Source organism: Corynebacterium yudongzhengii (assembly GCF_003065405.1).
Taxonomy (GTDB): domain Bacteria; phylum Actinomycetota; class Actinomycetes; order Mycobacteriales; family Mycobacteriaceae; genus Corynebacterium; species Corynebacterium yudongzhengii.
This window is the reverse complement of sequence record NZ_CP026947.1, coordinates 561,526-582,208: the sequence shown is the minus strand read 5'-3', so window position 1 is coordinate 582,208 and position 20,683 is coordinate 561,526. Positions and strand designations below refer to the sequence as shown.

Annotated in this window: 18 protein-coding genes; 4 read left to right on the top strand and 14 right to left on the bottom strand. The window is 63.7% G+C overall.

What is annotated here, in order from left to right; translation table 11 throughout:
* The first annotated feature begins 335 nt into the window (after positions 1-335).
* Positions 336-1,676, top strand: coding sequence for an HNH endonuclease signature motif containing protein (locus tag C3B44_RS02740; protein WP_108431023.1), 1,341 nt, complete (start codon positions 336-338; stop codon positions 1,674-1,676).
* A 35-nt stretch (positions 1,677-1,711) separates the two neighbouring features.
* Here the strand turns inward: C3B44_RS02740 and C3B44_RS11590 are convergent, their stop codons facing one another.
* Positions 1,712-1,978 carry a hypothetical protein gene (locus tag C3B44_RS11590; protein WP_108964115.1) on the bottom strand — a complete coding sequence of 89 codons (267 nt, stop codon included), beginning with the start codon at positions 1,976-1,978 and terminating at the stop codon, positions 1,712-1,714.
* Positions 1,979-2,032: 54 nt separating this feature from the next.
* Between C3B44_RS11590 and C3B44_RS02735 the strand changes: the two genes are divergently transcribed.
* The gene (locus C3B44_RS02735) at positions 2,033-3,277 is read left to right on the top strand and encodes an IS256 family transposase (RefSeq protein WP_108430557.1); all 1,245 of its coding nucleotides are present in this window, start codon (positions 2,033-2,035) and stop codon (positions 3,275-3,277) included.
* Positions 3,278-3,539: 262 nt separating this feature from the next.
* Here C3B44_RS02735 and C3B44_RS02730 read toward each other — a convergent pair whose 3' ends face one another.
* From C3B44_RS02730 to C3B44_RS02690, 9 genes are all read right to left on the bottom strand, one after another.
* A complete protein-coding gene (locus C3B44_RS02730) occupies positions 3,540-4,925 on the bottom strand; it encodes an amino acid permease (RefSeq protein WP_108431022.1) in 1,386 nt (461 codons plus the stop codon).
* A 1,053-nt stretch (positions 4,926-5,978) separates the two neighbouring features.
* Positions 5,979-6,653: a ribosome hibernation-promoting factor, HPF/YfiA family gene (gene hpf / locus C3B44_RS02725; protein WP_108431021.1), complete on the bottom strand. Its 675-nt coding sequence runs from the start codon at positions 6,651-6,653 to the stop codon at positions 5,979-5,981.
* A gap of 163 nt (positions 6,654-6,816) precedes the next feature.
* On the bottom strand, positions 6,817-7,344 hold the full coding sequence (locus C3B44_RS02720; protein ID WP_242979246.1) for a ComF family protein: 528 nt from the start codon (positions 7,342-7,344) through the stop codon (positions 6,817-6,819).
* Positions 7,345-7,450: 106 nt separating this feature from the next.
* On the bottom strand, positions 7,451-9,151 hold the full coding sequence (gene lpqB, locus C3B44_RS02715) for an MtrAB system accessory lipoprotein LpqB (protein WP_108431019.1): 1,701 nt from the start codon (positions 9,149-9,151) through the stop codon (positions 7,451-7,453).
* Complete coding sequence (mtrB, locus tag C3B44_RS02710) at positions 9,148-10,656, bottom strand: MtrAB system histidine kinase MtrB (RefSeq protein WP_278320645.1); 1,509 nt, start codon at positions 10,654-10,656, stop codon at positions 9,148-9,150. The genes lpqB and mtrB overlap by 4 nt, the downstream gene beginning before the upstream one ends.
* Positions 10,657-10,726: 70 nt before the next feature.
* Entirely contained in the window at positions 10,727-11,410 is a 684-nt protein-coding gene (mtrA, locus tag C3B44_RS02705) for an MtrAB system response regulator MtrA (protein ID WP_108431018.1), read from the bottom strand.
* A gap of 32 nt (positions 11,411-11,442) precedes the next feature.
* The gene (locus C3B44_RS02700) at positions 11,443-12,042 is read right to left on the bottom strand and encodes a dTMP kinase (protein ID WP_108431017.1); all 600 of its coding nucleotides are present in this window, start codon (positions 12,040-12,042) and stop codon (positions 11,443-11,445) included.
* Positions 12,042-13,481 carry an adenosylhomocysteinase gene (ahcY, locus tag C3B44_RS02695; RefSeq protein ID WP_108431016.1) on the bottom strand — a complete coding sequence of 480 codons (1,440 nt, stop codon included), beginning with the start codon at positions 13,479-13,481 and terminating at the stop codon, positions 12,042-12,044. Before ahcY ends, C3B44_RS02700 begins: the two co-directional genes overlap by 1 nt.
* Positions 13,482-13,562: 81 nt before the next feature.
* On the bottom strand, positions 13,563-13,919 hold the full coding sequence (locus C3B44_RS02690) for a DUF4259 domain-containing protein (protein WP_108431015.1): 357 nt from the start codon (positions 13,917-13,919) through the stop codon (positions 13,563-13,565).
* Between the two features lie 195 nt (positions 13,920-14,114).
* Here C3B44_RS02690 and C3B44_RS02685 point away from each other — a divergent pair, with 195 nt between their 5' ends.
* Positions 14,115-15,005 (top strand): hypothetical protein, encoded by an 891-nt coding sequence (locus C3B44_RS02685; protein ID WP_108431014.1) that lies wholly within the window; start codon positions 14,115-14,117, stop codon positions 15,003-15,005.
* A 1,036-nt stretch (positions 15,006-16,041) separates the two neighbouring features.
* On the opposite strand, the gene manA is transcribed toward C3B44_RS02685, so the two are convergent.
* The 4 genes from manA to C3B44_RS02660 are packed head-to-tail and all read right to left on the bottom strand — an operon-like array spanning position 16,042 to position 20,128.
* Positions 16,042-17,226 carry a mannose-6-phosphate isomerase, class I gene (gene manA / locus C3B44_RS02675; protein ID WP_108431013.1) on the bottom strand — a complete coding sequence of 395 codons (1,185 nt, stop codon included), beginning with the start codon at positions 17,224-17,226 and terminating at the stop codon, positions 16,042-16,044.
* A 27-nt stretch (positions 17,227-17,253) separates the two neighbouring features.
* A complete protein-coding gene (locus C3B44_RS02670) occupies positions 17,254-18,258 on the bottom strand; it encodes a hypothetical protein (protein WP_108431012.1) in 1,005 nt (334 codons plus the stop codon).
* A gap of 10 nt (positions 18,259-18,268) precedes the next feature.
* A complete protein-coding gene (locus C3B44_RS02665) occupies positions 18,269-19,642 on the bottom strand; it encodes a phosphomannomutase/phosphoglucomutase (RefSeq protein ID WP_108431011.1) in 1,374 nt (457 codons plus the stop codon).
* Positions 19,643-19,684: 42 nt separating this feature from the next.
* The gene (locus tag C3B44_RS02660) at positions 19,685-20,128 is read right to left on the bottom strand and encodes a DUF3499 domain-containing protein (RefSeq protein ID WP_108431010.1); all 444 of its coding nucleotides are present in this window, start codon (positions 20,126-20,128) and stop codon (positions 19,685-19,687) included.
* A 98-nt stretch (positions 20,129-20,226) separates the two neighbouring features.
* Between C3B44_RS02660 and C3B44_RS02655 the strand changes: the two genes are divergently transcribed.
* A complete protein-coding gene (locus C3B44_RS02655; RefSeq protein WP_108431009.1) occupies positions 20,227-20,682 on the top strand; it encodes a metallopeptidase family protein in 456 nt (151 codons plus the stop codon).
* Position 20,683: the final 1 nt, after the last annotated feature.

Genomic DNA, 20,683 nt, shown 5'->3' with positions numbered 1-20,683 from the left:
CTTTCGACGCCCCTACCCGCGAACCTGGCTAAACCTGACTAAATGTCCTAAGTCAGGATTATGCCGTGGCATAGAACAACGCCTCGAACAACCCACTCAGGAAACTATGCCACTGCATAGTAAAGAATCTCACGCAGCAACAAAGGACACCCCTCACCGAACAATTGATCGCTACTGAGGTGTCCTTCGCCTACGTCTAGAACGAGATTATGCCACTGCATAGAAAGAACACGCAGCTAAATGGCATAAAATAATTGCCCCCACCCCTTGTTTCGCTTCGGATACCATGTTAGATTTAGAACAAGTGAGCGGACATCAATCAGGGGGATATTTCCATGCTCGCCATCCACGAACTCACGCACCTAGACGATGACAGCCTCGTACAAACGCTGCACCACTCCAACAAGCAGACCACCATCTTCAAAGCCACCCTCATCATTACGCTGGCCACCTTCCATGAACGAGGCCTCGTCCGCACTCACGGCGCCCCCTCCACAGTTGTCTGGATGGTCCGGCATCTCCAGATCGGAGAATCCACTGCTTACGAGTACCTACGCATCGGGTCGGTTCTGCGCGAATACCCTACGATCGCCAGCGAATTCCTTGAGGGCAGCATCAGTTACTCCATGGTGCGCCTTATAACTAAGCACCTCACCCCAGACAACGTCCCCAGAATCCACGAGATCGCTACCTCGATGACCCTGTCTGAGGCCCGGCTGGCACTCGCCGGCATGCGCGAACCCGAAGAAACGAAACGCCTCGAATCACTACGCATTGATATCGATGATGACACCGGCTGGGCCAAAATCACCGCCCACATGTCGGCGGAAAACGCCACCCGCTTCCTCGCCGCACTCAAAATCGCGGAACTGTCCAACTACCGGGACCTGCGTAAGCTCGACCCAGCGATCCTCCAAGATCCTAAGGCACTGGATCGTGAACTGGAGGAAGCAAGCGCAGAGCCTGTCGAAGTACCCGCGGAACTGGAGTCGTCCCCGATGGTGGATGACAATGGCCAACCGCTCGATCCACGCGACGCCACCGGCTACGGGGTACCAATGCGCAACAACCTATTCTCATCATTTCTGGCGATGATCAACATGACACGCTCTAAGCCAATGAACCGGCTGCGCACTCCCGGCGCCCACGTCAATGTCATCGTGAATGAAGAAGGCCGGCCAACGCTACCTGCTATCCCTCAGGCTCACTCACCAGAGTTGGTGGCCGCAATCCTCAACGGGGATGTGCGAGTCCACTTACTCGATAAACACGGCGTACACATCATGATCTCGAAAGCCCAGCGCCTAGTCAGCGATGCACAAGCCGGGGCGTTAATCGCCTTGTGGAACTACCAGTGCGCGATGCCCGGGTGCAATCATTCCCGATTCATCCACTTCCACCACATCAAAGCCTATGCCGAAGGCGGTAAGACTGCGGTGTGGAATCTCATCCCCATCTGTGCCGCCTGCCACTCACTAGTTTCCCTAGGAATAGTGAGCGTCACAATTGATCACAAGAGCCCGAACAGTATTCTCTTCGAATTCCCCGGTGGTCTACGTTTCGCCTCAGAAAACCGCAGCCTTCCGATGCGCATCGAGGACGCTTCCTTCCTCCCCCTCGAACTACCGGAGGACGCCGACAGCTTCGATGACGACGCACTTCCCGCTTTGCCCTGATGACACAACCAATGCCACCTCAAACCAGGGTCCTCTCAGCGCCTTCTCCACACCTCAGCCACCCGGTACGCCTCATCGAGATCCGTCACACTAATACGCGCACCCGCATCGGGGTAGCTACGGATGAGGATGCCGTTCTCAGCGAAATGCCGCTCGAGCTCCGGACCGTTGCTGCCCGGGACCCAGACGAAGTTGCCGTGGGAAGGAGCGGTTCCGAGGACGTCGACAAGGGTTGCGTCCGTTAGCGTGGTGTATCTGTAGCCCGCGGTAAGTCTTGTGCCGGTGTGCATGAAGGCGACCATCGCGGGTACCTTTCGAATCAACTTCTACCTATCCTCGAAAGGAAGTACCCTGCGATGGCCGCTGACCCTCATCATATCGATCCGACCGCGTATCTCGAAGAGCTACTGACTCAAGCGTCCCCAGATTTGATGCGCCAAATGCTCTCGGACTTCATCAACCAAATCCTCTCGGCTCAGGCCGACAGCGTCTGCGGTGCTGACTACGCCACTGTTTCTCCGCAGCGCACCAACACCCGCAATGGCTACCGTCACCGCCAACTCGACACCCGTGTCGGCTCCATTGACGTCGCTATCCCAAAACTACGCACCGGGAGCTTCTTTCCTGATTGGCTTGTGGAACGACGCAGCAGAACCGAACGGGCCCTGACCACAGTGATCGCCACCTGCTACTTAAAGGGTGTCTCCACCCGCAGGATGAACGACCTGGTCGCAACACTGGGGATCACCAACCTGTCGAAGTCCCAGGTCTCTGACATGGCCAAAGAACTCGACATCATGGTCGAGGAGTTTCGAACCCGCCCGCTTGATCAGGGCCCGTACTACTACCTGTCCTGTGATGCGGTGACCATGAAAGTTCGTGAAGGCGGACGGGTAGTCACGACCAGCGTGCTTATTGCCACCGGTGTCAATAACGACGGCTACCGGGAGCTTTTGGGCATGCAAGTAGCAACATCAGAGTCCGTGGAATCTTGGACCGGGTTCTTCCAGGACTTAAAAGCCCGCGGACTTGGTGAAGTCTACCTCGTCACTAGTGATGCCCACCTGGGTATCCAGGCCGCTGTCGGCCAAGTTCTTCCTACTGCCGGTTGGCAGCGGTGCCGAACGCATTTTGCCAAGAACCTTTCCTCGAAAGTTTCCAAGCGCGGGTGGACGACGTTGTCGGGGATGTTTCATTCCATTTTTCAGCAAGCCGACGCCAGGTCCACGTGGGACCAAGCCCGGGAAGTAGTAGAGTTCTGTCACCAGCGTTTCCCAGAAGTAGCCGGATACGTGGAAGAGTCGTTGGATGAGATCTTAGCGTTCACGAACACGCCGAAAGCTGTGTGGACGAAGGTGTGGTCGAATAACCCGACGGAACGACTCAACCGGGAAATCCGCCGGCGTACTGACGTTGTCGGCATCTTCCCCAATCGGGCCGCGGTAGTACGACTCGTCGGGGCAGTGCTCGCCGAGCAGCATGATGATTGGATTCAACAAAAGCGCTACATGTCACTGGCAAGCCTGGAACAAACCCGAAAGCTTATCGTCGCCAACACCGTCGACGCGAGCAACACCGTCACGACCGAGGGAGCGGCCTAATGCACAGCAACCCAGCCCGCGCCGGTCCCCGACACCCCCTCCACTAGATTCCAATGATTCAGGAAGGACAGATACACCACTCCCGCGGACTTGACCGTCGACAAGTACCTGGCGTGCCTGCTTGCGCACTCGGCAGCGGGGGCATATTCGATTCGTTCGACGTCAACTTCAGCTTGGTCGGGTCGGATTTACCCGGCGCGTAGTGAGGAAACAGGCCAAGATCGTCGCGCAGCATGAGACTCCTTCCTGGATGTTTAGGTACTTAGTTGCCGGTCACCATCTGCCACACGGTGACGCCCATGATGATCACGCCAACGATGCCGACGAACAGCGTGCCGGGGCGATTGGCGTAGTGCCGGAAGGCCAGGGCCTTGCGGAACAGCAGGTTGGGCACGAGGTAGACCAAGAACGTCATGAAGATTCCGCCGACAACGGAGATCAGATCGAGGATCGAAGGGTTGTAGACGGCTACCGCGACCGTCGTAACAAAAACGAAAACGTAGATGCCGTAGTTCAGCAGTCGCTGGTCGATCTTCTTCGACGCCTCCGGGGCGACGACGCGCACCAGATACGCGGTCCCCTCCTCGGTGCCGAGCATGTGACCGAAATAGGACGATGCGATGGCACAGAGGGTGATCACCGGCGCGATCAGGGCCATGAACTGGTTATTGTCCTGGGTGGCAAAGTAGGACAGCACAGGCACGTTCGCTTCGCGGGCGGCGTCCATGCCTTCGGAGCCCAACGCGAGCGTGCACGACCAGACGAAGAACATGGTGAACAACACCAGCAGCAGCGCTGTGGTCATCTCGATGCGAGAGACATGCCGCTCGGTGGCGGCGACATCGCCTTTCTTCTCTTTCTGCATATCGAGCGCGAACTGCGAGACCGCCGCCATGTGGCTGAAGGAGAACACGAGCACCGGCAGGATGAGCAGCAGCGATTGCCACAGCGGCGTATCCGACTCATAAGACCAGAAGCTGGTCAGATCCCACTGAGGGATGAGGTAGATCGACACCCCAGCCAAGGCGATGATCAGCGGGTAGACCAGCGCGTTCGCCAGACGCAGAGTGGCCCTTTTGCCCAAGGCGAAAGCACCGGTAAGCACGCCCACGCACACCGTGGCGAGCAACGCCCGGTTGATCTCCGGGCCGTTGAGCTGGTTAACGATGAAACTATCCAGCGCATTCGTCACCGAGATGCCATAGATGAGGACCGTGGGATAGATCGCCAGCCAGTAGATGATCGCTGTGGCCAAACCTCGCTTGCGACCGGTCAGGGCCGTGACCACCTGCAGCACGTCGAGCCCCTGCTCTGGGGACGCCGAGACGATGCGGGCATAGGTCTGGTGGGAGAAGAAGACGATGGGCACGGCGATGAGCGTCGCGATCACCAGCGTCCAGAAACCGAAGCTGCCCACGTCGATGGGCAAGAAGAGGATGCCCGCGCCCACGGCAGTGCCGAACAGGGTGATCACCCACGAGAGATACGTGCCGTTCGGGGCACTGCCGCGACGGTTGAGCCGAATCTGTTCGGTATCCGCCTCCGTGAGGTTTTTCATGCGGAACTCATCGCGCGACTGCTTGAGATGTTCCTTACTGTGCAGCTCTGGGAGCTCGTCGTCTGCCGTCGCTTTGTCTGTGGTGGACATTGGTACCTACTTTCACAAAAATCTAGTTACTGCATCGCCGGCTACGCCAGCTGGCCGGCCACCAGTTTTTCGGCTACCCGGGTGAGTAAGCGCAGGCCATTGGGGCAGTCTTGGTCGGTGGTGTTTTCCTTTTCGTTGTGCGAAATCCCTTCGACGCTGGGAACAAAAGAGCATGACAGTGGGACAGAGATCCTTCATGTTGGTGAGTCATGTCCGGCCACGGTGTAGATTTCCGGATGCGCAGACCGCCGGAGTTCACGCGTCCGCGACGCACCCCGCGCGAGGTACTAACTGAGTGACCAGATTTAGCGCAAACGTGAAATCGATCGAGCCCTAGGCTCGGCAGCAACAGCACCTCGATACCCAGCTGCCGCTGAGGAAGCCCTTAGGGGACTTAGGGAGCGCAAGTCAATGCCGACGCAGGTCCCGCGAGTCCAATCTCCACCGATAGCTTCGGGACAGCGAATCACCTAGTGAACCTCAGCGACGACAGGGAGGCGACACACAACGCATCTCACCGATCATGCAGGAGAGCCGGGCAGCTGGTAGGCGCCTACTCGCCATGGGGTCAGGTGGGTTCAGGGCGTGGATCTTAGCTTTGGCGTTAGTCGTCGCCATGGTGTTATCCGTCCGAGTCGATTTTTAGATCTTTCAATTTATATGTTGCACACCACTTCATAGTATCAAAAGTGATGTGTAGCTTAATATCGGCGGTCGAGAAAACACATCATCCCCAGCCCGATTGCCGCCATAGGGCAACACACTTGCCCCATAACCAAGCCTCTGGACCGGACATCCGCCATAGAGCCGTCACCCCCAAAAGGCCGGAGCTGCCAGGACAGTCGTCGCCAAGCAAACAATCCCCGCTACGCCCCGCCTCGGACCCATTTACCCTCAACACCCGAACAGCAATTGATCTTGTAGACCAAAGCCCGTAGACGAACCATCACTCATGCGGGACACCGTGCTAACCCACGTGAGTTATGACTAACCGAAGACACAGAAAACCGCCCGCCCCGACACTCGCGGGACAGGCGGTTTATCGCGAAAGACCTACTCCTGGTCAGTGAGGCTGATCAGGCCGTAGTCAAAGGCCTGGCGACGGTACACGACCGACGGACGCTGCGTCTCCTCATCGATGAAGAGGTAGAAGTCGTGGCCGACGAGCTCCATCTCCGACAAGGCGTCATCGACAGACATCGGGGTGGCGGCGTGCTCCTTACGGCGCACGACCTGGCCCGGCTGAATATCTTCGACCTGGTCGGCGTAGGGGTCGACGTCGTACTTACCCTGCTGGGCCGCCTCCTGATCCTGCTGCTGGACGGCTTTCTGCTGCAGCTCGGCAGCGAGCTGACCAGTGCTCTTCGGGGCACGGTGGCCCGAGCGGGCGATCTTGCGGCGGGCCTTCACCTTACGCAGGGAACGCTCCATCTTAGCCAGCGCGGTCTCGAGGGCCGCGTAGAAGCTGTCCTCCTTGGCCTCCGCCCGAGCGAGGTGGCCTTTACCGGTCGCCGTGATCTGGAGACGGTCGGTGCGGTCGCCGCGGGCCGGGTTATTCTCATGCTGTAGTTCCACATGGAAGAACGTGAGGGTGGGGTCGAGTTTCTCGATCTTGGCCAGCTTCGTGTTGACCCTCTCGGCAAAGTGCTCAGGCACCTCGACGTTACGACCAGTGATGGTCACCTGGGTGTCCGGGCTGAGCGGGTCATTGGTGTCGGCAGTGGTCATCTGCTTCCTCCCCTTCAGTGATGGAACGGGTCATCCGGATCCTCCGGATGGTGTAATTCCTACATACATCTGGTCATAACCATCACGTCGATCCCCCCTTCATGTGTTCTTTGCCGAAAATTTGCTTTGCGACGGGCCGCCTCCCCGCCCCCACCCCACATCCTCACGCCGCCGCAATAGCCACCGCCGCCTGCACGTTCGCCCCGGCGGCAAGCAGACGCTCCACCGCGGCGGCGAAGGTGGAGCCGGTGGTGACGACGTCGTCGATAAGCACGATCGGCGCTTGAGGAACCTCGCCGCGCAGGTGGATGCGCCCGGCGAGGTTGCGCCGGCGCCCGCTGGCAGATAGCTGGTGTTGATCGAGGCTCTTGCGGGCTGTGTACAGGATGGGGGTGACAACCCGTCGAGTAGCGCGGCAAAACGCGGTGACCGTATCGCCGCCGCGCAGGCGGGCGTTGCGCAGGCTCGTGGGCGCCGGGACGATCACGAAGGGTTCGGCGAGTTCGCCGCGGGCGCAGAGGTCGTCGAGCCCGGCGTCGAGAACCGCCCCGACATAGCGGCGCACCGCCAGGTTCCGGTTCTTCTTCGCCGCCAGCACCACCCCGCGATGGGCTTCGGCATACGTCCCCAGCGCGAAGACGGGCACATGCGCCGACACTGGGGTGGTCACCCGCATCGGCGGGGCTGCCAAGAGCTCTCGGCAGCGCTCGCACAGCACGCAACCGGGCGCGCGGCAGCCCGCGCACTCCCGTGGCAACAACAGCTCCCCCAGCCCCACCATAACCCCCGATACGTCTCTAATCTGCGACGATAGCCGCTGAGCGCACTCCGCGCAGTCCGGGGACGTCGCGCCAGGAGCCGCCGGAGGCGGGCAGTTGGCGGATGGCGTGTTCGTCGGTGGCATAGAGCGTCGTCGGGCTGGAGGCCACTGCCACTACCGGCGCGGAGAGGTTGCCGGCCGGCAGCGCGGTGGCGGCGGAACCGTCGCGTTCGACGCGCCAGATCGGGGTCTCGGGCGAGGCGGTGCCCACGAGCAGCGAGCCGTCGGGATTCCAGTCCACCGAGAGCGCGGAGCCGCCGATCTCCGCGCCGATCTCGCGGACGTTGACGATGCGCTCGGGTCCGCTGCCGTCGTTGGAGACGACGCCCACGTAGAGGCGCCCGCCGATGATCACGGCAATGCGCACGCCCGTCGGGGACATCTGCAGCTCGGAGATGGTGCCGTTGATGTCGTCGAGCTCTCCGGAGTCGACGTCGTTGTCGACGAGCGCGCCGGTGGCGGACGAGCGCACGATGCGCACGATGTCCTCGCCGTCGACGGCGACCCACGCGCCGTCACCTTCGCGGGAGAAGCTCGGGCGGGTGATCTCCTCGGCGCTGAAGACTTCGGTCATCACGCCCTCGACATTGCCGGCCACCAGCGTTGGCTCTTCGCCGCCGCGGCGCACGGCGAGCGCGTCGCCGTCGGCGTTGATGTCGGCGGAGGCGATGTCATCCGTCGTGCCGAGGTCGCCCTCGACGGGTTCGGCCTCCGAGGAGCTGACTTCGCGGATGTGTCCGTCGCTCAGCGCGTACAGCGTCGCCGAGCGCTTGGAGCTGACCTGCGGGTTGAGGTCGGCGAAGTCTTCGGGGGTGAGATCGTCGTAGCCGTCGGCGATGGGGGCGCCGTCGATACGCACCTCATAGGGGTGGGGCACGTCGGCATACGTGAGTGTCCAGGTCAGCTGGGCGGCGAAACGCATGCGCTCCTGGGCGTCGAGCTCCTGGAAGCCGGCGAAGTTATAGGTGCCGTCGTGGCGGCCGACGAACTCGGCCTCCGGGGGCGCGGCCGGCTGGACGGCCGGGGAGATGATGTCGGAGGGCCCATCCATGAGCATCGCGATGAGAACGGTGTCGAGCGACTGCTCCGAGGAGTAGACCCAGCGGCGATCAGGTACGAGCACGCGGGAGGAGTCGTCGAAGAAGTAGAGGTCGTGCGGCTCGTAGTGGTTGAGTAGTTCGGTGCGTTCGATGACGATTTCATCGGGAAGCGAGGAGATACGCCACTGGCCGTTTTCCCGCGTGAGCACGATCGTGGCCTCGTACTGGGCGTTTTCGGTCTGGTAGACCCCGCCCGGGGCCAGCCGGCCGATGAGCCGGCCGCGCACGGTGTAGGCGCGTTCGTCGTCGGTGCCGCCGGGCTCGGCGGAGACGTTGAGCCTATCGACGATCAACGGCCCACCCTCCGGCGACCACTCCTGACCGGCGGAATCCGTGAAGTAGTTGCGCGCCGCAGCGTGATCGCCGGTCGGGTGCGCCGAGGCGGTGAAGAAGTCGCGCAACAAGAGGTCCGGCTCCTGGTCGGGCTCGGGGCCGACGTCGGTGGGTACCTCGGCGACCGCGTCATATTCGCGCAAGGCTTGCGGCGAGTGGTTCTTAGGCAAGGTGGCGCAACCGGCGACCACGACCGTGGTGGCGCACACGGCGGTGGCCGTGAGCAGGCGGCGGGGGAAGATCACTCGGCCTCCTCTTCTGCTACGGGTGCTACCAGCTCCAACGCGGGGGTATCGATCGGTATTCCCGGCTCCCGGGGCACGACCAGCCGGAAGACGGAGCCGACGCCCTCGGTGCCGGCGGCGTCGACAAACCCGCCGTGCAGCGCGGCGTCTTCCTGCGCGATCGCCAGGCCCAAGCCGGTGCCTCCGGAGTGGCGCTTGCGGGAGGAGTCGGCGCGCCAGAAGCGGTTGAACACGAGCTCTTCCTGGCCGGGTTTGAGCCCGATGCCGTGGTCGGTGACGGTGACGGCGATGTTGGAGTCGGTGGCGGCGACGGTGACGTCGACCGGGTTCGACTCCGAGTGGTCCAAAGCGTTGGCGATGAGGTTGCGCAACACGCGCTCGATGCGGCGGGAATCGCCGGTGAAGTAGATCGGCTCCTCGCCGGTGTGGAAGGTGACGTCAACGTCGAGTTCTTCGGCGATACGCTTGGTCTGCTGCCAGGCAGAGTCGAGGACTTGGCGCATGTCGATGCGGGCCTCGGAGAGGTCGGCCATGCCGGCGTCGTGGCGCGAGATCTCCAGGAGATCGGCGAGCAGGTCCTCGAAGCGGTCGAGCTCGCGGAGCATGAGCTGGGTGGCGCGCTGGGTGTGCGGTTCGAAGTCATCGGCGTCCGCGGCGATCATGTCGGCGGCCATGCGCACGGTGGTCAGCGGGGTGCGCAGCTCGTGCGAGACATCCGAGGTGAACTGGCGTTGCAGGTTGCCGTATTCCTCGAGCTGGTGGATCTGGTGCGAGAGCTTGTCCGCCATGTCGTTGAAGCTCAGCGCGAGGCGGGCCATCTCGTCTTCGCCGTCGACGGCCATGCGCTCGCGCAGGTGACCGGCCGCGAGCCGTTGGGCGATGCGCGAGGCCGAGCGCACCGGGGCGGTGACCTGCTGCGTGGCCAGCCACACCACCGCGACGAGCAGCACGACCACCACGCCCGCGGCCAGCGCGAGCAGGCCGCGCATCAGCGCCAGGGTGGCTTCCTCGGATTCCATGCTCATCACGAGGTAGAGCTGCATGCCCGGGATGTCGGCCTCGGTGGGGGTGCCGATGATCAGCGCGTTGAAGGAGGAGCCGTCGGCCCGCTCGGTCTCGGCGAACTGATAGGAGATCTGGCCTTCCTCGACGAAGCGGCGCAGCGCCTCCGGGATGCGGTAGTTCTCCGGGGCGGTGATCGTCGAGCCGTCGGGCTGCGGCACGAGCAGAACGGGCTCATACGTCGAGGTGCCGGCCGATTCCTGGTTCGGCATGTTCGTCAGCGCCGCCCGGGCGGAGTTCAGCCGCGACTGCAGCGACGCCGAGGAGCCGGTGGCCTCGATCTGCTGCTCGACGACGACGCGCGCCCGGTCGATCTCGGTGTTGCCGAGGTCGACCTTGTTGTCGACGAGCCGCTGGGAGAAGATGCTCGCCAGGGCGAAGCCCAACAGGAGCATGACGATCGCCGACACCATGAAAATGGTGCCGATGACCCGCACCTGCAGCGAAGTGCGCCAGGCCTCAGAGACCGACTCCTTCGCATGATTTAGCCGTTGCTTTAAGATGACGGTCCACCTAGTCGAGCTTGCCCGTCTTATAACCGACGCCGCGGACCGTCAGCACGATCTGCGGGTCCTCGGGGTCGTGTTCGATCTTGGCGCGCAGGCGCTGGACGTGGACGTTGACGAGACGGGTATCCGAGGCGTGCCGGTAGCCCCAGACGTTTTCGAGCAGCTCCTCGCGGGTATGCACCTGGCCGGGCTTGCGGGCCAGCTGCAGCAGCAGGTCGAATTCGAGCGGGGTCAGCGAGATCTCCTCGCCGGCGCGGGTGACGGTGTGCTGCGGGACGTCGATTACCAAGTCGCCGACCTCGAGGATCTCGGAGTCCTCGGCGTCTTCGTTGCGACGCAGCCGCGCCCGAATCCGGGCGATGAGCTCCTTTGGCTTGAAGGGCTTGGTGATGTAGTCATCCGCCCCCGACTCCAGGCCGAGCACCACATCGACGGTGTCGGTCTTGGCGGTGAGCATGACGATCGGCACCGCCGATTCCGTGCGGATCGCCTTGCAGATGTCCACACCGTTCATGCCGGGCAGCATGAGGTCGAGCAGGATGAGATCCGGCTCGTGTTCCCGAAACGCCGGCACCGCGTCGTTGCCGTCGGTGACGGGAATGGGCTCGAAGCCCTCCGATTCCAGGACAATCGTGAGCATCTCCGAGATTGCGGGGTCGTCATCGACGACCAGGATGGTTGCAGCCATGACTTCTTCTACCCTTTTCTTCCGAACACCACTTAGCGTAACGCGTCGATTCTAGCGAGGATCCGCTCAGCATCCGAGGTGACCTCCCACGGCGAGTACCACTGCCGCTGCGCGAGCGCGCAATATGCATCATAGGTGCGCTCTTGCAGGCTGGAATCTTGCTCGTAGGCGTCTTTTTCGCGCCGCTTATCGACGACCGCCCGCCGCTGCGCCCGCCGCCCCGCCTCCTGCGGGTCGGTGGCTAAAAGCACCTGGAGATCCGGCACGGGCAGCCCGATGCGCTCGAACTCCAGCTCGCCGAGGAAATCGACGACGGCCTCATCGCCCGTGCGTGCCCACGTGTACGCGGCGTTCGAGGCGACGTAGCGATCGAGGAGGATCACCCCGTCGCTGCGAAAAGAGTTGAGCTTATCGACGACACCGGCCCGATCCAACGCAAACAGCGTCGCCATCGCATACGCGGAGTCCATGAGGTCGCCCATGCGCCCGCGCAGGGCATCGGCGGCGAGCTGGGCGGGCAGAGAGTCGTCGTAACGCGGGAACGATAAAACCTCCGCCCCTGTGGCCTGGCGCACCGCGGAGACCAGGGTGTTTTTGCCGGCACCGTCGATGCCTTCGACCGCGATGATCATTAGTAGCGGTAGTGCTCCGGCTTGTAGGGACCGGCGACGTCGACGCCGATGTATTCGGCCTGCTCCTTGGTCAGCTCGGTGAGCGTGCCGCCGAGGGCCTCGACGTGGACGCGGGCGACCTTCTCGTCGAGGTGCTTGGGCAGGCGGTAGACCTCGTTGTCGTACTCGTCAGACTTGGTGAACAGCTCGATCTGGGCGATGGTCTGATCGGCGAAGGAGTTCGACATGACGAAGCTCGGGTGCCCAGTGGCGTTGCCCAGGTTGAGCAGGCGGCCCTCGGAGAGCACGATGATGGACTTCCCGTTGGGCAGCTGGAACTCGTCGACCTGCGGCTTGATGTGCACGCGGGTGACGTCGTCGCGGTGGATGAGCGAGTGCATGTCGATCTCGTTGTCGAAGTGACCGATGTTGCCCAGCACCGCGTGGTCCTTCATCTGCTGCATGTGCTCGAAGGAGATGATGTCCTTGTTGCCGGTGGCGGTGATGACGATGTCGGCCTCGCCGATGAAGTCCTCGACGGTGACCACGTCGAAGCCGTCCATGAGCGCCTGCAGCGCGTTGATCGGGTCGACCTCGGTGACCGCGACGTTCGCGCCCTGGCCGTCGAGGGCCTCGGAAACACCCTTGCCGACGTCACCGTAGCCGCAAACCAGCGCCTTCTTGCCGCCGATGAGCATGTCGGTACCGCGGTTGAGGCCGTCGATCACGGAGTGGCGGGTGCCGTACTTGTTGTCGAACTTGGACTTGGTCACGGCGTCGTTGACGTTCATCGCTGGGAAGGGCAGGGCGCCCTCGGCGGCGAAGTGGTAGAGGCGGTGCACGCCGGTGGTGGTCTCCTCGGTAACACCCTTGATGGACTCAGCCAGGCGGGTCCACTTCTCCGGTTCCTTCTCGAGCACCTCGCGCAGCATATTGGTAAACGCGATGTACTCGTCCGGGTCGCCTTCCTGGGTCGGGGGCACGGCGCCGGCGAGCTCGAACTCGCGGCCCTTGATGACGGCCATGGTGGCGTCGCCGCCGTCGTCGAGAATCATGTTCGGCAGCTCGTCGCCCCAGGAGAAGATCTGGTTGATGCACCACCAGTACTCGTCGCCGGTCTCGCCCTTCCAGGCGAACACGGGCACTCCCTGCGGGTCCTCCGGGGTGCCATGCTTGCCGACGACCACCGCCGCCGCGGCCGGGTCTTCCGTAGAGAAGATGTTGCAGGAGGCCCAGCGGACCTCGGCGCCGAGGGCGACGAGGGTCTCGATGAGCACCGCGGTCTGGGTGGTCATGTGGATGGAGCCGGCGATACGGGCGCCGGCCAGCGGCTGCTCGTCGGCGTATTCCTCACGCAGGGCCATGAGGCCGGGCATCTCGTGCTCGGCGAGGCGAATCTGGTGGCGGCCTTCCTCGTGGAGAGAAAGATCGGCGACCTTGAAATCAAACGCTGCGGCCATAGTTCCGGGCTACTCCTTACAGAAAACAGTCGTCGTTGGGGTTACGAGTTCCCCACTGTAGCCCCGTGGACGCCGCGCGGCTCAACTGAGGGCCTCGATGAACTGATCGACGTCCGGGTCATCGCCGCCGACCTCCTCGAGCAGCTCCGCGGCGGCCTCGTGCAGTTCCTCGTCGCCCTCGCCGACGAGATCGCGGATGAACGGGTAGTTCTCCGCCACTTCACCAGCGGAAAAGGGGGCACCGGCCCAGATAGCGGCGATGGTGGCGGCGGCCAGGGAGTTCTTCTCATCTTCCTCCGAGACCCCCGGCTGGTTGCGCACGAGCAGGCAGGCGTCGCGGATGGCGGTGACGATCTCCTCATCGTCCAAGTCGACGAGGTCGTCGAGGAACTCCTCGTTGACGTCGTCCGTGAGAATCTTCGCGTCCCAGGTGCTCATAAGTTGTGGTCCTCCTCGCTGAAGTGATCTGGGGTCGGCGACAACATAACCCGATGCCTCTTATTCTGCCGATCAGACACCACTGTGGCGCGGGATAGCAATTCGCGCGTGCAATCTCGCCTTTTTCTGTTATGTTGTTATCGAGTTGTAATATCGTCGCTTTCCCATCCCCTTCTCGAGGCTGCGAGGCTGCCTGTGAAATCCGAATCCCGCAAGGTGATGATCTTCGTGATCATCGGCCTAGTGGCCACCGCCGTGGTCGCTGGGCTGGTGTGGCGGTCCGGCACGCCTTCGACCAACTCCAGCGGGGTACAGGACGTCTCCGCCGAGTCGCCGGCCTCGAGTGTGAGCACCACCTCGACTCCCTCGACTTCCGAGAGCACCAGCACCCCCGAGCACACCCCAGATGAGGGGGCCAACTTCGCGGCCCCGCAGAAGGACGACCCCTTTTTGGCACCCAACGCGATCGAGGCCGCACCATCGGAAGTGGGACCGACGGCGGTGCACCGCCCACAGAACGTCGGCGAGCGCTCCAGTCTGGTCCGGCAGAGCGAGCCGACTGTACGCGCCCAGCAGGAGGCCCCTTTCGCGGAGTCCTCTCCCCAGGGCTCGCCGGAGCCGCAGCCTGCACCCTCTCCTTCCCAGCCGACGGCCCCGTCGGAGGATGCCGAGACCAGCCCGCAGCGCCCGGACTCCGGCTCCTCCACCCCGCCTGAGGATGAGGATAACCAGCCCTGGCCCACGATTCCGGTTCTGCCTACCGACATCCCGCTGCCGCTGCCCACGCCTCCGGGGCAGGACAGCATCCAGAACAAGCCCAGCCAGCCTGACGAAGGCTCGGCCACGCCGAGCTCTCCGACCGAGTCTGAACAGGAGCAGATGACGCTCCCGCAGCGCGGCACCGAAAGCACCCCGCAGGGCGAGGCTGAGCCTTCCACCCCCTCCGAGCAGAACCAGGAGCCGACCGAGCGCGAGCGGGATAACGCGGGCTCGAGCGAGACGAGCTCAGTTGAGCCGAGCTCTGACCAGCCAGCACCGCCGTCGAACTCCGCGGACGTGTCGTCGGGATTCCCCTCGAGCTTTTAAACCGCTTCCTCGCGGTTAAGACTGCGTAGGCCCTCAATGACATCACGAACAAAGCTTTCCTTTGGAGATTCGGTAGCGCCGGTTTCCAGGTAGTTGGTAAAAGCCATCCAGCCCCAGCCGCCACGTCCCGGGCCTCGGCGGCACAGCAGACTCCCCAACCCTCAGCAAACCCCGAGCACGGCACAGGTGACAGTGCATCACGTGCACCTATGAATTCCCCGGGATCCATCAATTCCCGATTACGCACGTGTGTAAAAACCCTCATCCCCACTATGCCGCGGCATAGTCACGTAGACGCATCTTCTTCACCTACGCCAGTAGACCAAGGCGGCGCTCTAGCAATTCTTTTTCGGGCTGATCACCAAAGCGCGAAAACACTCCGGCGCATTCCGGAGAGAGACTCCGCGGAGCAGCACACCGTGGAATAGGGCGTACCAAAACCACGAGACCTGCGCATCAGAGATGCGTCGGAGCTTGAGGGCGCTACCAGGAGGTAGCCGGAACCCTACTACCAACTACGTGGACACGCACTACCTATCCCGAATCAGCACCTGTGACTTCCCTATCTACTCTGTCGGCCTCAGCGGCCCCAATATCGAGAGTTTTCCGCACCGAAGGATGATCCTTTTTCTTTAGCCACCGCGATGGGCAGAGCCGTCGATGTTTTCCCAGCCGTGTCCGCACTCGACCAGCTCCTCAACGAATTCAACAATTGCAGCGCCTAGAAAAAGAGCAGGCGCGTGACCACCGTGAAAACCAGGGCGGCCGCGAGGCTGGCGAGCACTCAGACAGTGAGCTGGACTTTCGTTGTCGCTTTATCCAGGGCTAAACCCACCACGCCACCGAGGCTCAGCCCCAGAAGGATCGGAGCACCGACGGCGGTGGAAAACGCGATCGTCTGCCCAGTCAGCCAGAACACGAGCAGGAGCAGCAGATTAATCGCAGCTATAGATGCAAAAACTATAGTGACCGCTCGAATCCGTTAAGTGAGTGTGAATCCTTGCCGTCCCCTAGCCGCCAAGCTACTTGCTCTGCCTTAAGCAGTCGCGATAAACAGCTCCGCGCCCTCGTCACCGGCGGTCAGCTGCTGGGCGTCGTCGCCGGCGGGAATCCACGCCGCCTCGCCCGCCGCGATCCCGTCGAAGGAACCCTTGACGCAGAGCACGATCATCGGCCCATCCGAGTCGACGGTCTCCTGCTCGCCGGCTGCAAGCTCGAGGCGGCGCAGCCGGTACTCGTCGACGGGGGCGTCATAGGTACCTTGCGCGTCGCGGCCGATCCGCGGATCGGGGTTCTCGCGGAAGTTGAGCACGCGTACCAGTTCGGGCACGTCGACGTACTTGGAGGTCAAACCGCCGCGCAGCACGTTATCGGAGTTCGCCATGACCTCCACGCCGATGCCCTCGAGGTAGGCGTGCAGCTGGCCGGCCTCGGTGTAGAGCGCCTCGCCGGGCTCCAGCACCACATGGTTGAGCAGCAGCGCGCCGAGCACCCCGGCATCTCCGGGGTAGCGTTCGTTGAGGTCGACGACCACCTCGAGGATCTCGGAGATCCAGTCGCCGCGGTCGAGGTGGGCGACGGAGGCAGCGACGATGGCGTCGATAAGCGCCGCCCTTGCTGTGTGCGGGATGGTGATCCAGGTGGTAAACAGCGCGCGCAGGTTGCTGTTCTCGTCGATGGCTTCGGCCTCGTCGTGGTCGGTGGCGGCGCCGTCGAGGATCGCGGTGTAGTGCTCGAGTTCGGGGAGGTTGAGGACGTCGAAAAGCTGTCGCGTCTTGTCCACCGGCCTAAACCCCGTCAGCGCCTCGAAGCGCGACAGCGCCACGATGACCTCGGGCTTGTGGGTGTCGTCGCGGTAGTTGCGCTCCGCGGCATCGAGCGGGATGCCGGCGTCGTTCTCGCGGGCGAAGCCCTCCTTTGCCTGTAGCTTCGAGGGATGGGCCTGCAGGCTCAGCGGCTCGTCGGCCGCCAGGATCTTCACCAAGAAAGGCAGCTGGCCATCGAAGCAGGCACTGACCTTCTCGCCGAGCGCGTAGGTGGGGTCGGCGGCGATGATCTCGGTCAGTGGGGTGTTGTCGATCGTCGCGGGTGCGGCCGGGTGCGCGCCGAACCACAGTTCTGCCTCCCGTTGCTGCGTGGGCCCTTCTTCGCCGCGCAGCTGCGCCAGCTTGGTGCGTGAACCCCAGGGGTAGTGGCGGGTCACGCCGGTCAGTCGGTGCATCGGGTGTCATTCCTCCCAGAGATGTGCTCAGGCGCCGTCACCGGTGGGCGCGTCGTAGATCGTGGCGGCCAGCGCGCGGATCACCAGCCGCAAGGCGGCGTCGATACGCCCGAACGGGCGGCGCGTGGCCTGGTCGGCGCTGATGGCCATAGCTTCGGTGAGATCGGTCTCGCGCGCCGCCCAGACAAGGATCCTTAACGGTATCACTTCTTCCGGCCCGTCTAGGTAAGGATCGTGGAATATGTCCTTGGTATTCGCTGTGACATTGTGGTTAAGCACCTCGGGCAGGTCGGCCGGATCGACATAGCCCGACGCCATCCCGCGCGCCGACCACAAATGCGCGATGAGCTCGGCGGCCCGCGCGCCGGTCTCGTGCTCCGGGTCGCCTGCCGGCGGCGCGGTATGGATGACCTGGTGCTTATCGACGAACGCCCGCACCCCACGCGCCGGGTTGATCGTGGCGTCGCGCTCGGGGGAAAGACGCACGATGTCTTCGTCGATGCTGGCGGCGAGCTCGGAGATCCGCTCGGCGACGGGCACGTCGGGGCCTGCCAGCACGTCGAGTACCGCGGTGACCGTGGCGATGACGCGCGCCGGCGAAAAGCCCGCGACGGTGGGCAGGGCGGGCACGGTGAAGGCGGTGGGCGGGAGGTCGTCGAGAAGCGGGCCGCGCGCGGGTGGGGCGCAGATGATCTCGGCGCCGCGGCCGGCGGCGGTGATGAGGCCGCGGGCGAGCTCGGGGGCGTCGCCGCGGTCGGTCAGTGCGACCACGACGTCGAGGGGCCCGGTGTAGCTCGGCAGCTTATCGACGATCACGCACGGCGTATTCAGTGGCCCCGCCAGGGCCACGGCCAGCTCCGCGGACTTGCGCGCCAGGTGGTCGGGCGAGTAGATGATCACGCTGCGCGGGCGGTTGCCGGCCAGCGGCGCCAGCTTGTCGACGATCTGCGCCACCGAACGGATCTGCGCACCCTCGTGGGCTAGGTCGAAGAAACGGACGGCCTCGGGGTCGTAGTCGGAGGGGTGAGTCATGAGCCCCAGGCTACTGGCGGATGATGCTCAGCACGTCCTTAACGATGGCGTCGACCTCCGCCTGCGTCGGCGCTTCGACGTTGAGGCGCAGAAGCGGCTCGGTGTTGGAAGCGCGCAGGTTGAACCACGCCGGGGTCCCGGCCAGCTGGATGGTGGCGCCGTCGAGGCGGTCGACGGACTCGGTGCGCTCCGCGAAAGCCTCGATGACCGCCTCGGTGGCCGCCTCTTGGTCGGCGACGGTGGAGTTGATCTCGCCGGAGGATTCATAGCGATCATAGGCGGCCATGAGCTCGCTTAGGGGGCGTTCATCGTGGCCGAGGGCGGCGAGCACGTGCAGGGCGGCGAGCATGCCGGAATCTGCGTTGAAGAAGTTGCGGAAGTAGTAGTGCGCGGAGTGCTCGCCGCCGAAGATAGCGCCTTCTTCGGCCATCGTGGCCTTGATGAACGAGTGGCCGACACGGGTGCGCACCGGGTTGCCGCCATTTTCGCGAACGATCTCAGGCACGGCCTTCGAGGTGATCAGGTTGTGGATGATCGTCTCCCCTGGGTGCTCGGCGAGGTGACGCTCGGCCACCAGGGCCGTGATCGCCGACGGCGAGACCGGCTCACCGTGCTCGTCGACAACGAAGCAGCGATCGGCATCGCCGTCGAAGGCCAAGCCGATATCGGCGTTGTTCTCCTTGACGAAGGCCTGCAGGTCCTCCAGGTTCTTCGGATCCAGCGGGTTGGCCTCGTGGTTGGGAAACGTGCCGTCGAGCTCGAAGTACAGCGGGCGGATATCGACGCCCACCGCCCCCAGCACCGCAGGGACCGTCAGTCCGGCCATGCCGTTGGCGGCGTCGACGGCCACCACGAGCGGGCGGATGTCCTCGATGTTGACGAGCTCGCGCAGGTAGGCGCCGTAGTCGTCGAGGACGTCGCGTTCGCTGACTTCGCCGGGGGTGCCGTGGTAAGCGGGGATGCCGTCGATAAGCATCTGCGTGATGTCCGCCAGTCCGCTGGCCTGGCCGACCGGGGTGGCGCCGGCGCGGCAGAGCTTGATGCCGTTGTAGCGGGCCGGGTTGTGGCTGGCGGTGAGCATGGCGCCGGCACAGTCGAGCACTCCGGCGGCGTAATAGAGCTCGTCGGTGGAGGTCAGGCCCAGGTGGATGACGTCGAGGCCCTGGGCGGCGGCGCCGACGGCGAAGGCCTGGGCGAGCTCAGGTGACGACGGGCGCATATCGTGCCCAATCACCACCGTCTTCTCCCCCTCGGCGCGCAGCAGGTGGGCGTAGGCGGCGCCGATGTCGCGCACGAGGTCGGAATCGATGTCCTCGCCGACGACACCGCGGATGTCATAAGCCTTGATGACCTGGCTTAAGGCCTGCTTGCTGCGTTCCGGCACGGCGGAACCACCTTTCTGACGCTTTAACTATCTGGTCAGAGTCTAGTCTTCCGCCTCGTTGTCCCTCACGACGTGCAGGTGCGCGCGGCGGCGCTGGTTGTCGTCGGCGATGCGTTTGGTGCGAAAGACCGGGTGGCTGGAGCTGGCCGGATCGGCCGGGTCCGGGGCGGGGCTAGGGCGCTCGATGGGGTCGTCGCCTTCGGTTTCGACGAGCCCGGAGGTCACGCGGCCGGCCTCGCGGACGGCTTCGGCGAGCGCGGTGAGATCGTCATCGTCGTCGATGTCGATCTCGTCGACGCGCAGCATCTCCCAGCCGAGGGGGGCGGTGATCTTGCTGGCGTGGTGTTCGCACAGGTCCCAGGAATGCGGCTCGGCGTTGGGGGCGAGCGGGCCGACGACGGCCGTCGACTCGGCATAAGCGTACGTCAGGGTGGCGACGGCAGGCTTGCCGCAGCCGGGGCGAGAGCATCGACGAAACTGTGTCACAGCGACTAAGTCTAAACCTTAAGTTGAGATTTGGACACCTGGGCGGTCTCGGCGCGTCGAGACAATGGTTTCTCGGCGGGTGTTTTAGGGTGAGAGCCGTGCATACCCGAACCTTCCGAGACCGCCGCGGCCGCGGTGCGCGCGGCCCGCTCGTGCCACAGTCGATCCCGCGGTATCGCACGCGCTCGGAGAAGTTCGACATGATCACCCTCGAGGCCTACGCCCCGATCCACAACCGCTTCCCCGATCAGCTATCCGGGCTGGATCTGGCGGTGGACACCATTCCCCGGATGCGCCTGGATACCTCGAGTGCGGTGCTTCCCGACGACATCGTCGCCGACGGGCCTGTCCCCCTAGGCCGCGTTCTAGCGCCGGGTGTGGATACCGCGGGCAACCCGACCCGCGCGCGGCTCGTCGTCTTTCGCCGGCCGATCGAACGCCGCGCCGAAACGCCCCAGGAGCGCCGCGAGCTGCTTACCTGGGTGCTCACCGCCTTGGTGGCGAACTACCTCAACTTAGATCCGCGGGATATCGATCCCGACTTCCAGCTCTAGC

Coding starts and splice junctions, on each gene's coding strand:
- C3B44_RS02740 (WP_108431023.1), top strand. CDS start 336: ATGCTCGCCATCCACGAACTCACGCACCTAGACGATGACAGCCTCGTA.
- C3B44_RS11590 (WP_108964115.1), bottom strand. CDS start 1,978: ATGGTCGCCTTCATGCACACCGGCACAAGACTTACCGCGGGCTACAGA.
- C3B44_RS02735 (WP_108430557.1), top strand. CDS start 2,033: ATGGCCGCTGACCCTCATCATATCGATCCGACCGCGTATCTCGAAGAG.
- C3B44_RS02730 (WP_108431022.1), bottom strand. CDS start 4,925: ATGTCCACCACAGACAAAGCGACGGCAGACGACGAGCTCCCAGAGCTG.
- hpf (WP_108431021.1), bottom strand. CDS start 6,653: ATGACCACTGCCGACACCAATGACCCGCTCAGCCCGGACACCCAGGTG.
- mtrA (WP_108431018.1), bottom strand. CDS start 11,410: ATGGCTGCAACCATCCTGGTCGTCGATGACGACCCCGCAATCTCGGAG.
- C3B44_RS02700 (WP_108431017.1), bottom strand. CDS start 12,042: ATGATCATCGCGGTCGAAGGCATCGACGGTGCCGGCAAAAACACCCTG.
- ahcY (WP_108431016.1), bottom strand. CDS start 13,481: ATGGCCGCAGCGTTTGATTTCAAGGTCGCCGATCTTTCTCTCCACGAG.
- C3B44_RS02690 (WP_108431015.1), bottom strand. CDS start 13,919: ATGAGCACCTGGGACGCGAAGATTCTCACGGACGACGTCAACGAGGAG.
- manA (WP_108431013.1), bottom strand. CDS start 17,226: ATGCACCGACTGACCGGCGTGACCCGCCACTACCCCTGGGGTTCACGC.
- C3B44_RS02670 (WP_108431012.1), bottom strand. CDS start 18,258: ATGACTCACCCCTCCGACTACGACCCCGAGGCCGTCCGTTTCTTCGAC.